Source organism: uncultured Cytophaga sp. (assembly GCF_937863595.1).
In the GTDB taxonomy this organism is placed as follows: domain Bacteria; phylum Bacteroidota; class Bacteroidia; order Cytophagales; family Cytophagaceae; genus Cytophaga.
Genome location: NZ_CALMGQ010000182.1, coordinates 36,357 through 48,860, shown reverse-complemented (window position 1 = coordinate 48,860; position 12,504 = coordinate 36,357). Strand labels below are relative to the sequence as shown.

The window sequence follows — 12,504 nt, the reverse complement described above, 5'->3', positions numbered from 1 at the left end:
TACAGAGTACAGAGTACAGAGTACAGAGTACAGAGTACAGAGTACAGAGTACAGAGTACAGATTTACCCTTAAAGAATAATTTAAAAAATCAAAATTAACTTTATACTTTATACTTAGTACTAAGTACTAAGTACTTTTTTCGCTAAATTTTCACTTGCAGTGTCAGATAAAATGCTCGGCCATCTGATGGTAAAATACCCGGGCCAGGATACCCCGTTGCTCTGCGTGTAAAGTAATACTGATTCGTTAGGTTGTTAATACTTCCTTCTAGTTTGAATATTTTATATTCATAAGACATACTTAAATCCATAATACTGTAGGAAGGTATAATACCAACTACACCAGATACGCCGCCATCCAATGCATTCGTCGCATCCGAAAATTGTTGCGTTAAATGTGTGTATTGAAAGGACATTTTAAACTTTTTATATCCTGCACGCACACCTCCTTTTAAATTAAACATCGGTACAAATTCTACTTGGTTTCCTTGCACCGCTGTTATACCACTAGATACATATTCAGAATGAATGTATGCAGAGTTAGTAAATAAACTACCCGACCATTTTTTTGTTTTAGGTAAAAATAATTTCATTACATCGTATTCCAAATAACATTCAACACCAACCATCAAGGCTCGGCCGATATTGGTGCGCTCTCTAACAACCCGATTGTTTGCATCTGAAGTTAAGTACTCACCAATGCGGTTGTTATAATTTAGAATAAAAAAACTCGCATCGTAAATAAAACGTGTAGAACCTTCACTTCTCAATCCGATATCTGTTGTAAAGCCTTTTTCGTCTTTTAAGTTCGGATCAATAACCGAAGATGGATTTGAAATACGCATATCACTATACGTTATCGATCTGTAATTTTGAGAAATATTTCCATATATATTCATTTTAGGAATCGGTTTGTAACTAATACCAATCCCCCCTAATAAAAATTGACGTGAATTTTGTCTAAACTCATTCGTTGTATCCTTATTGATAATATTACCTGCCAAATCGTACGCTACACTTCCATAATAGCCATCGGCAGAAGTTCTAATAAATTCATACCGAAGTCCAGGTGTAATAGATAGTTTGTTTCCAATATAAAAAACATTCTCAGCAAATAATGCCACATTCCTATTTAAAAATTTATAATCATAGGTCATGAAATTGTTACTTGCATAGTTAAAATCCGCATTGCTCGTTTTAGAGCCTTGTCCTTGTGTACTTAAATTATTTCCATAATACCCTCTTGCACCAACTAATAAAACAGAATATTTCTTACCAATATAGTACCGTTTCATGTATCGAACTTCTGCACCTATATTTTTAAACTCTCCTTTTATTAAATCTCGTTGCGTACTTCCATCGTCAATCGTTGAAACCCGATTGGGCCTAAACCCAACGCTATATCTATTCGCAAGCAAACCAAAGACCCGCACATTCATCTCATTTGTTTCATTGAATTTATGATTGAAATGCACTGCCGCCATTTTCCAATTTACTTGAAACCAATTTCGATCACGGTTTGATTGGCGCGCATTTTCTTTAAACATCGCATCTGACAAACCACCTGGTTGGTGTGCCAAGTAATTCATAATCGTAATATCAACGCCAATACTTGTACGTTTACTGATTTGATAATTTACATTCCCATAATAATTATAATTATTAAAATCAGAATTTGGTCTCCATCCATTACCCGTTTTATATTGAAAATAGGTATAGTAACTCACCTTACCAACAGTACCACCTAAGCTTGTGAACGTATTGTAAAACCCGAATGAACCAATAGATTGCCTTGCCACCAATTGTATTTTCTTATCTGCAACAGGCTTGCGCATCACAAAATTAAGCATCCCACCAAATTGCGTTCCATATTGCAAAGATGCAGCTCCACGTACAACTTGAATACGCTCAATCCCTTCTGTGGGTGGGGTATAATAACTTTCTGGATAGCCGAGCGCATCTGCACTAATATCATATCCATTTTGTCGAACATTAAAATTAGATGTACGATTTGGATCTAAGCCACGCCCCCCAATACTTAATTGAATACCTGCGCCATCATTTTCCCAAATATTTAAACCAGGCACACGTGCATATACTTGCCGAGCATTATTGGTAGCAGTATTTACAACCAAGCTATCCATCACAATCACTTCCGATTTTTTCCCAGCATAAATAGCCATATCTTCTACATCACCCAAGTGATGATCTTGTGAAGCTTTACTAACAATCTCAATTGTATCTATCGCATCTTTTTCCGGATTAACCACGATGGTTATATATTTATTTTTCCCTAATTGAATAGTTACTTTTGTTGTTACAAAACCAAACGTATGTGTTGAAATAGTGTAGGACGCTTCGGGTAAATTTTCAAACCTAAAAAAACCAGTTGAGTCGGTATTGGTCGTGTAGACACCATCATTAAGAGCAACCGTACAAAAATCCATATATACAGATGCATCCGAAGAAATCACCTTACCTGTTAAGGTATGTTGTGCAAACGATTTAATTGTTAGAAAACAACTAAATAATAGTAAGAGCGAAAATTTATTCATTGTAATTAATAATCCAATATTTGTGACCAAGTGATTCTTTTTCCTTAGCTAAATCAACCTGTGTATCAACCATACTTTTACCAATCCTCCCGTTTAATGCAACATATGCATCTACATATACAGATGGATTGACAAAACCCTGTAGTTCATAATAATCGGCTAGTATGTGGGCATATTGCAACATCATATCGGGTTGTGTAGACATCATTTTCTCTTGTTGCCTTGTTAAGAATTCCTCATTATTTACAATGATGTATTTTCCGTTTCCGTCTTTCACCGTAAACTGCGTATATCCTGCTTTCTCCATCAACATTACTCTCCAAGAAAATCGATACCCTTCTTCTGTCCAAAATAATTGTCCAGGATATAATAAATATCTAAAGGGCATTACAAACTGGATTGCAAAAAACGCAAAAAAAACGCCCAACACAAAGCGCTTTTTAAAATTACTATATATATACGTTTTATTGGATGCAACTGATTTTGAAAGTGTTGGTAATAAATCTATGATAAAACTAATAATACGTTCATGAAATGTAGGCGAAAAGAAAATTAAAGCCGTAATAATCATGATATATGGAAACATGCCAATAGGGAAAAGCATGGATGTGAGTACATGAAATACGACTACAAAAAAGTATGCAACAATACGTGTTCGTTTGTTCCACAAAAAAAATGGAATGCATAAATCATAGATGCAGCCAAACCAACTAAATAAATAGAATACCCACGTGTAATTAAATAAAAAACCAATGATTGGCATATCATTACGAGCTGGTAGCCATATTTTTAAAGGCAAGGCATGTAATAACCAATCGGGGTTTATTTTGGCAATACCTGCACAGATATATAAAGTACTTACAAATAATTTAATAGAATCGATGCACCACTGGGGTACCGTGTTTGCACGAATATGTTCTTTGCGATAGGCATCTACTGAAAAATAGACATGCGCAGGCAAGAACATCATTAAGAAACAAATTAGAGTGATAAAATAGTAATGATTTAAATATGTTGTTTTGTCTATGAGTTCGATATATGTAAAACTCAAAAAGAGTGTAATACTAGATAGTCGATACAAAAACCCAAGTGCAACAAAAAGTGCGGATAGTCCACAAATAAAAAAAAGCGCGTAGGTGTAGTTTCCTAAAGGAACTACGAAATCAAAACCATAATAGGGAAAAAAATATTTGGGGCTTATGTATAATCCTTCTATCCAACCATTCAGCCAAAACCGAATCGTTCCAAGAAAAAGCATAAAGCCTAATCCTATTCTGAAAACAACTAAGGGCGCAACAGATGTTGTTCTGTTGAAATAATTACTCATTGCTAATTATTTAATAGTCGGTCTAAAAGACACAAACGCGGCCAATTGTGTGTATTAAGTTCACTTTTAAAACCAATGGCTCGCTCACTGTAGTTGGCCGAATATGAACAAGCACAGCGAGCGAGCCATTATATTTTAATCTCCGTCGTTATCGGTATATGTAATTGTAATACTTAAAGCTGAACACATATCTACTTTTAACATACGTGTAGCAATTTGCATTTGATTGTAAACAGCTATCATATTTGCATTTTGTGTTGAAACTTCATTGCTTAAATCCTCTCCAGTTAATGCATCCAATTTTGTTTTTACAACATCAAATTGCGTAGTGATTTCTTTTGAAATCAATACACTTGTGGTTGCATCTTTTGCATCAAGAGCGTTTAAGTAGCTAAATAATGATGGACCAGTAATTCCAGTATTGACACCTTTTCCGTTAAAGAAATCAACAAAAGATTGGTGGGCTGTTTCTGCAAGTGTTTTCGCAAGTGCTTTACTATAGTATGCTTCAACATTACCTGGTAGTAAGGTTCCGTTAACCATTGCTCCAGAAGGGATTCCAAATTTGCCAGAACGTAAAAAACGTTCGTAATAATATACAATTCCATTTACCATTACAGATGTTGAAGCATTTACTCCATTACCTGTGCTTGCAATAAAGGTATTGCGATAGTTGTTTTTCCAAGCATTGTTTACTCCGTCAAATTTTAGACGCATCTGATTCGTTAATTTTAGAAGATACGCGTTACGTTTAGCCGCATCTATGTCTGTATCATACAAGGAAACAATATCTGCATCTGATGTTGCTATTCCATTTATTAAATAATCCAATGCAGGAAAGCCTTGCGCTGAATAGAATGAAAAGTTTTCCAAATTTGCATTTCCAGCTGTGATGTTTGCTTGAATAGCACTCACATTGGTTGGATATAAATTCAAAAAAGAATTTAGCGTATAATCTGTAGCTGGACCAAAATCAAACAAAGCTGCTTTTTGCCATTCAATGTAAGCATCCGCCCAAGCAGTTCTAAATTCTGTTAAAGTCACTTCAGTTGGAGCATTTCTAAACGCATCTGATTTTGAAATCATGTCCGTTAATTTCAAATCAAAATTTGCATACGTAGGTAAAATAATATTGTCTGCAATATTTACTAGCATCAGAGAACGATCCGAATCATTCCCCTTTGCAGGTATTGTATTATCCGATGTACGAGGCTTACATGAAACAATACATCCAATTATTGCAATGCAAACCAATAGTAATATTCTTTTCAATCGCGACATTTTTTTTATATTAATAAATAAAGGAAACCTGTTAAAATATCTAACAGGTTTCCTTTATTGCTTTATTACAATTGTATTATTGTATGTTGAATTTATTTTTTAATTTATTACTAACCCCGGTAAATTGAGAAGCAATAATATCATAGAAATTAGTTACGGAAGATGTAAATAAATCATTCATTAAGCCATTCGAAAATGCATCCGTACAACCTGTAAGTTTACAAAAACGGGTAGCGTATACAAACCCATATCCTTCTCCAAAAGCATGTGCTCTAGAAGCTTCAACAGTTGCAGGATTAGATGCTTTAACCATATAGCCATTTGCAGCTGCACCAACAGCAAATTCCAATATATTTCTAATAATTTTTGCTTGATTTTGTACTTCAGCCATATCATTGTTGTGGATAGCAGCTCGTCCTTTTAGGAATGCACTGTGTACTTTACCAAAATTCTTTCTATTGTATTCCCATGTATAAGCGCCTAAATAACTCTCACCACCATTTGTAGCTGGTGTAACTCCATCAGCAGTACCATTAAGTCCATAAATATCATTGATTGATAAAAAACCATACGCAACATCCCAATTATGCTCTAGGGCTGTATAGTTTTTACCCGCAACTAATTTGCTGTTATCTGCATTCAAACCCGCTACCAACATAACATTTGCGATGTAATCTAAGTGATAACCACCAATTAATGACTTCTGAATAATTTGAGCCCATTCAACACCGTTTTCATCCACTAAATATGTACCCAATTTTCCAGGAACACCTTTCGAAGCTACATCACCAGAAAATTGACTGATATACGCCATTCTACCAAATGCATGTTCAAGAAAATTATCTACGTCTTGTTTATTCGTTAATGAAGCTGCTGTAGCAGATTTAATGCTAAACGTATTTCCGTTTAAATCAGCATACGCACCCGTAAATGCAGTATTTTCATTTGCAAATAAATTACTGATAGTTGCAGAATCAATTACATCACCGTCTTTTGTTGCTGTACCGATATACGCAAACAAACCTTTAAACATTCTCAAACGCTCTCTACCTTCTGTACGATCTACTGTAGAATCGCCATTCTTATCAAGGAAAGAAGTTCTATAAGATGTTGTTGGTGTTAATGTGTTATAATCAATCGTATTTGTTCTAAATGCAGGTAATTGCACTTGTGGTTGTGGATCATCATCTTTCTTTTTACAAGCGGTTGTTAAGCCAATAATAAGAGCTAAAACAAGTAAGAATCGGTTTTTCATAGTTAACATATTCATATTATTAATGTTATATAAATTATACTGTTGAAGGTTATTTTTAAATATGTCGCAATTTATGTTTATTTAGATTAAATACAAATAAGAAATTAAAAATATTTGGAACTTTTTCTAATTAAAACATATTCCATTCTTTATCAATATATTACATGAAATAATTTTACATATTCAATAAACTACAGCCTTTTTTAAGCATTATACAACTTCTTATAATATTCATCTGCCATGCGGTCTGAATTAAAAAACGGAAAAATATCATCCATGCTTTTTCGTATCAATTGCGCCCATTTATGAGGTTCATTATAATACATCGGTATTACACATTGTTCCAAGGTTTCATATAAAAAACACGCATCCTCATTGTCTTGTTCGTAAACATTATCTTGTTGTGCGGAATGCTCCATGATAAAACTATTATCCAAGTGTTTACCGAATTCCATCATCCAGCCATCCCTATTTGACAAATTAATTGTCGCATTCATAGCAGCTGTCATCCCACTTGTCCCCGAAGCTTCGCGCGTATAGCGTGGGTTATTTAGCCAGACATCAGCCCCTTTTTTTAATAATGCAGAAAGGCCCAATTCATACCCAACCAAAATAACTGCTCTATTAGATTGCAAGGTAGTTTGAAGTATCTTATTAAAAATAGTGATCGCATCTGAATCCAGAGGGTATGGTTTACCTGCCCAAATGATTTGTATGGGCTGATCCACATGTTGAATCAATTTTAAAAAACGATCATAATCTCTCATGATCAAATCTGGACGTTTATAACCCGCAAATCTTCTACTCCATACAATTGTTAACACATCCGGATCAAGAATATCTCCTGTTTGATCTGCAATCACTTCAAACAATTCCTTTTTTAATTGTTTCTTTCGGTACATAATCCATTCGTCGTTATGCTCGCGATACGCTTGCAACAATGTTTTATCCGCCCAATAGGTTACATTTTGCGCATTTGTTATATGATCAATGTAACAGATACCTTCATATTTCGACCACATTTTTCGAGCGACTTCCCCATGCAATGCTGATACACCATTGGCTTTCTTAGCCATTTTTAATGCAGCCAAAGTATAATTAAACTGTCCGTTGTCAACAGCATTCAATTGCTCCACAGCTTCTATTGGCACAGAACCAAAAAAACTCGCTCGTTTCAATAAATCAATATTATGGGTTTCATTACCTGCTTTTTCTGGAGTGTGGGTGGTAAATACAAATTGCGTTTTTACCGTATCCCAATTTTGATTTTTTTCATATAAATGAAACGCAATTGGTAATGCATGACCTTCATTAATATGGTATACATCAATTTTTTTATTTGATGCATCCAATACTTTACCCCCACCAATACCTAAAATAATACTTTGGGCAATTCTTGTTTCTTCATTGGGATCATATAAATGATGAGAAATGGTACGAGACAAATAATCATTTTCAGGAATATCTGTAGTTAAAAAATAAATGGGAGCCGTATCAAAAACTTCTGATTTCAATAAAAAGGCTTTAACAAATACTTCTTTACCAAATACAACTACACGTACTTTAATATCAACATCTTCGAAAAATGAGTAATACTTCGTTGTGTAATCGACACGCATTGTTAAATCTTCGTTGCGTGCTTGGTCGTAATAGCCAAACTTCCAAAGCATTCCAACACCAATTATGTTTTGTCCCAAGCTATATGCACTTCGCATATGCGAACCAGACAAAAAACCTAAACCGCCAGAATAACCTTTAAAAGGTTGGTGTATAGCAAATTCCATTGAAAAATACGCAACCGATGTTTCGTATTCTTGTTTTATTTCAAGAGCCATTTTTTTTTATGAAGAGCGGGAAATGAGATTCATATACTATTTCAAGAAACCAAACGTTGTTTTATGGCCTCTCTTAGGCTTTCACTTATTCCTATAATTCAAATGTACAAAGGGAATGCAAGAAGCGACTATGTAACGTAAAATATATTTATCCATTCGTTTCTTGGTCGGATTTACTCTAAAATTTAAGATTAATTCCTTTACATATAATTTAGATGGTCGTACATCTAATTTAGAAGATCAAAAAGCCTGCTTTAAAGGTTTTTTTTAGTAATTTCGCACCTTATCGTTTTTTATTAAAATTGAAGTGATGACTTATAATAGAATAAACAATCTTGTTGGGTGGCTGGTATTTATAATAGCCGCTTTTGTTTACGTATCCACCATGGAACCTACTGCTAGTTTTTGGGACTGCGGTGAATTTATTTCTACATCATATAAACTAATGGTACCACATCCACCAGGAGCGCCCATTTTCTTATTAGTAGGTAGATTCTTCTCCTTATTTGCAAGCGATCCAATGCATGTTGCCTATTGTGTAAACTTAGTTTCCGCATTATCTAGTGCATTTACAGTCTTATTCTTATTCTGGTCTATCACCATGATTGGAAAAAAACTTGCGATGAATCAGGATGGATTCTTTACAGCCGGACAAATCATTTCTGTAATGGGTGCAGGTGTAGTAGGTAGTTTAGCCTATACATTCTCCGATTCAGCTTGGTTTTCAGCTGTTGAAGCAGAAGTGTATGCTATGTCTTCTTTCTTCACAGCAATTGTATTTTGGGCAATCCTTAAATGGGAAGCGCATTCAGACGAAGACGCTTCAGAGCGTTGGTTGATTTTTATTGCATACTTAGTTGGTTTATCGATTGGTGTCCATTTATTAAACTTAACAGCCATTCCTGCATTGGCATTTGTATACTATTTTAAAAAATACGATAAAATTGATTTAAAGGGGTCTTTCATTACGCTTATCATAAGCGTAATTCTGTTGGGTGTGGTAATGGTCGGTATTATCCCTGGTTTACCATCCATTGCTTCTCAATTCGAATTATTCTTTGTTAACACCATGGGCTTTGGCTTTGGCACAGGTGTATTGGTATTTATGTTGGTTTTAATCGGTGGACTTTCTTACGCTGTGTATTATTCTCACAAAACAGGAAAACGTTTATTAAACACCTCATTACTCGCTTTAGGTTTTATTTTGATTGGATATTTTTCATACGGAATCATTGTTATCCGTTCTCAGTTCAATCCTCCGATTGACATGAACGATCCTGAAAATGTAATGACCTTCACTTCGTATTTGAAACGCGAGCAATATGGCGATCGTCCACTATTGAAAGGGCCAAAGTTTACAGCTGATCGACCTAATTACGTAAAAACAAGTCCTGTTTATACACCCGTAAAAGACGCTAAAGGAAAGGACAAGTATATTATATCAGATTATAAAGTTGAAGCAGAATATAAAGAAAAAGATAAAACGCTTTTTCCACGTATGTACAGCCAACAACCTGGTCATCCAGAACAATACAGAAGTTGGATGGGCTTTAGCAAAAGTCACGTACCAACATTTGGCGAAAACATTTCATTCATGTTTACCTACCAAATGGGTCACATGTATTGGAGATACTTCCTTTGGAATTTTGCTGGGCGTATGGGTGATGAGCAAGATTCAGCTTGGATGGGACCAAACAATTGGTTTAGCTTAGATGCAACTACATCTTTATTTGCTAGCAAGGCTCGTAACAATTTCTTCATGTTGCCTTTGATAGCAGGTTTGTTGGGATTAAGTTTCCAAGCAAAACGCGATTGGAAAAATGGTACGATAGTAGGTATGTTGTTTTTCTTTACAGGTTTAGCAATCATTCTTTATTTGAATCAACCACCTACAGAGCCGCGTGAACGAGATTATACGTTTGCTGCATCGTTCTATGCCTTCTCAATTTGGATCGGTTTATCGGTGATGTTCTTAACCGATTTCTTTGAAAAATATATCTTAAAAAACAAAACAGTTGCAGCAACGGTTGCATCTCTATTATTAATTTCTGTACCTGCAATCATGGCTTCAGAAGGATGGGACGATCACGATAGAAGCAAACGTTTTTATCAAGTAGAGTCTGCGAAAAATTTATTAAACAGCTGTGCTGAAAATGCAATTCTATTTACGGGTGGTGATAATGACACGTATCCATTATGGTATGCTCAAGAAGTAGAAGGCTTCCGTACAGATGTGCGTGTATGTAATTTAAGTTTACTGAATACAGATTGGTACATTAAACAAATGCAAAACAAAGCATATTTGTCAGACTCCTTACCTATTGATCTTAAACCAGAATTATATAGACAAGGAACCAATGATTACTTGTATTTGGATTCAGAAACATTTGAAAAAAATAAAAATGCAGTAATCAATTTGCCTATTTTCTTAGATTTAGTGAAGAGAAAAGATAAAATGGTTACGCGTGTTTATGATGGCAGCGAAATCGTTTTATATCCAACTCAAAATTTCTCCCTTCCAATTGATACGGCACATGTTAATTCATTAGGTATTGTTCCTAATATATTGAATGTAAAAGTTGTACCTAGAATGGACTTTGTAGTGGATGGCAGTGGTATGGATAAACGCACGTTTGTGATTCTTAACATGATTGCAAACAACAATTGGAAACGACCAATTTATTTCTCTTCTACGCTTTCACCTTCAGACTATATTGGATTGCAACATTATATGCAATTAGAAGGTATGGCATATAGATTATTACCTGCAGAAATGCCGATGGTAAGAGATGGCTGGATCAACACAGGTTTGATGAAATCAAATATGATGAAATTCGAATTTACAAATTTGGATGATTCAACTATTTTCTACGATGAGAACTACCAACGATTTACCATGAATACAAAAAGTCAGTTTTACACGCTGGCTGGTCAATTGATGTTAGAAGGCAAAAATGCAGAAGCGAAAGAAGTCTTACTATTCTGTTTCAAAAAAATCCAAAGCCCAGCAATACCATACGATTACTTAAACGCTTATATGGTAGGTCAATTATTTAAATTGGGAGAAAAAGAATTAGGTTATAAATATGCAATGGACATAAAACGTTACACAGAAGGTGTAGTGAATTATATCAAAGCAGATAAAATAAAAGAGACGAATAAAAAACGTACATCAGCAATTACACTTCAAGTTTTATCTTCAGTTTTAGAAGAAAACGGGTACGAAAAAGAAGCGAAGGAAATTGAAACCTTCTTAGTTGATTCGGGTCTAACAAAAGAACTTAGATAATTAAAAAGTCTCCCGATCCCAATCCTGATAGCTATCGGGATTGGGATCGGGAGACTTTTTACTCTAATAACGAATTGAATAGAATGACTCTCATTCGATTCAATGAACAACACAATTAACATAAGGTGCTACTACATGAAGCACAAGAGACATGGAAAAAAACTATCCAAGAAGAAATTCTGCTTCTTACGAAGAGAACAAACCAGCAAATGATAAAGATGTCATTTTCGGTATCCGTCCGGTAATAGAAGCATTAGAAGCTGGAAAAGAAATTGATAAAATATTAATACAACGGAACATTGAACAAAGTGTCGTTCAAGAATTATTTGAACTTGCAAACAGAGTTAAAGTTCCGGTTATAAAAGTTCCGATTGAAAAACTAGATCGTGTAACGCGCAAAAACCACCAAGGTGTTATTTGTTATTTATCTGCCATCAACTTTGCTTCTTTAGATAACATCGTCAGCAACTGTTTTGAAACAGGTAAGAATCCATTATTAGTAATGTTAGATCGTGTAACAGATGTACGTAACTTTGGGGCGGTAGCTAGAAGTGCGGAATGTTTGGGTGTAGATGCTATGGTTGTTCCTTCAAGAGGTGCAGCTCAATTAAATAGCGATGCAGTAAAAACATCTGCAGGTGCATTGTATCACATACCTGTTTGTAGAGTAGATCATTTGATTGATACCGTAAAATATTTAAAACAATGCGGATTGAAAATCATTGCCTGTTCCGAAAAAGGTAGTGTAAATGTATATGATGAAGATTTAACAGACCCTTGTGTTATTCTTATGGGTAGCGAAGAAGACGGCATTAGTATGGATTTGTTGCGCTACGCTGATGCACATGTCACAATACCAATGAGTGGACATATAAATTCATTAAATGTATCTGTGGCAACCGGAATGATTTTATCTGAGGTTACAAGACAAAGATTAAAGACTAAGTAATCTACTGCAACAA

General features: G+C 34.8%; 7 protein-coding genes. 2 read left to right on the top strand and 5 right to left on the bottom strand.

Annotated features, from left to right (window positions below; all coding sequences use genetic code 11):
* Positions 1-143 precede the first annotated feature (143 nt).
* From Q0543_RS16125 to glgP, 5 genes are all read right to left on the bottom strand, one after another.
* Positions 144-2,555, bottom strand: a complete 2,412-nt coding sequence (locus tag Q0543_RS16125; RefSeq protein WP_299255486.1) for a TonB-dependent receptor — start codon at positions 2,553-2,555, stop codon at positions 144-146.
* Positions 2,548-3,882, bottom strand: a complete 1,335-nt coding sequence (locus tag Q0543_RS16120; protein WP_299255484.1) for an HTTM domain-containing protein — start codon at positions 3,880-3,882, stop codon at positions 2,548-2,550. Before Q0543_RS16120 ends, Q0543_RS16125 begins: the two co-directional genes overlap by 8 nt.
* 135 nt (positions 3,883-4,017) lie before the next feature.
* Complete coding sequence (locus tag Q0543_RS16115) at positions 4,018-5,163, bottom strand: imelysin family protein (RefSeq protein ID WP_299255482.1); 1,146 nt, start codon at positions 5,161-5,163, stop codon at positions 4,018-4,020.
* 76 nt (positions 5,164-5,239) lie between these two features.
* Positions 5,240-6,418, bottom strand: coding sequence for a DUF4856 domain-containing protein (locus Q0543_RS16110; RefSeq protein ID WP_299255480.1), 1,179 nt, complete (start codon positions 6,416-6,418; stop codon positions 5,240-5,242).
* 203 nt (positions 6,419-6,621) lie between these two features.
* Positions 6,622-8,253, bottom strand: coding sequence for an alpha-glucan family phosphorylase (glgP, locus tag Q0543_RS16105; RefSeq protein ID WP_299255478.1), 1,632 nt, complete (start codon positions 8,251-8,253; stop codon positions 6,622-6,624).
* 310 nt (positions 8,254-8,563) lie between these two features.
* Here glgP and Q0543_RS16100 point away from each other — a divergent pair, with 310 nt between their 5' ends.
* Together Q0543_RS16100 and rlmB are read left to right on the top strand one after the other, a co-directional pair.
* On the top strand, positions 8,564-11,542 hold the full coding sequence (locus Q0543_RS16100) for a DUF2723 domain-containing protein (protein WP_299255476.1): 2,979 nt from the start codon (positions 8,564-8,566) through the stop codon (positions 11,540-11,542).
* 151 nt (positions 11,543-11,693) lie between these two features.
* Positions 11,694-12,491, top strand: coding sequence for a 23S rRNA (guanosine(2251)-2'-O)-methyltransferase RlmB (gene rlmB, locus Q0543_RS16095; protein ID WP_299255474.1), 798 nt, complete (start codon positions 11,694-11,696; stop codon positions 12,489-12,491).
* The last annotated feature ends 13 nt before the right edge of the window (positions 12,492-12,504 follow it).

Bases quoted from the DNA above. Each gene is read 5' to 3' on its own strand.
- Q0543_RS16100 (WP_299255476.1), top strand. From the start codon at position 8,564: ATGACTTATAATAGAATAAACAATCTTGTTGGGTGGCTGGTATTTATA.
- Q0543_RS16120 (WP_299255484.1), bottom strand. From the start codon at position 3,882: ATGAGTAATTATTTCAACAGAACAACATCTGTTGCGCCCTTAGTTGTT.
- rlmB (WP_299255474.1), top strand. From the start codon at position 11,694: ATGGAAAAAAACTATCCAAGAAGAAATTCTGCTTCTTACGAAGAGAAC.
- Q0543_RS16125 (WP_299255486.1), bottom strand. From the start codon at position 2,555: ATGAATAAATTTTCGCTCTTACTATTATTTAGTTGTTTTCTAACAATT.
- Q0543_RS16115 (WP_299255482.1), bottom strand. From the start codon at position 5,163: ATGTCGCGATTGAAAAGAATATTACTATTGGTTTGCATTGCAATAATT.
- Q0543_RS16110 (WP_299255480.1), bottom strand. From the start codon at position 6,418: ATGAAAAACCGATTCTTACTTGTTTTAGCTCTTATTATTGGCTTAACA.
- glgP (WP_299255478.1), bottom strand. From the start codon at position 8,253: ATGGCTCTTGAAATAAAACAAGAATACGAAACATCGGTTGCGTATTTT.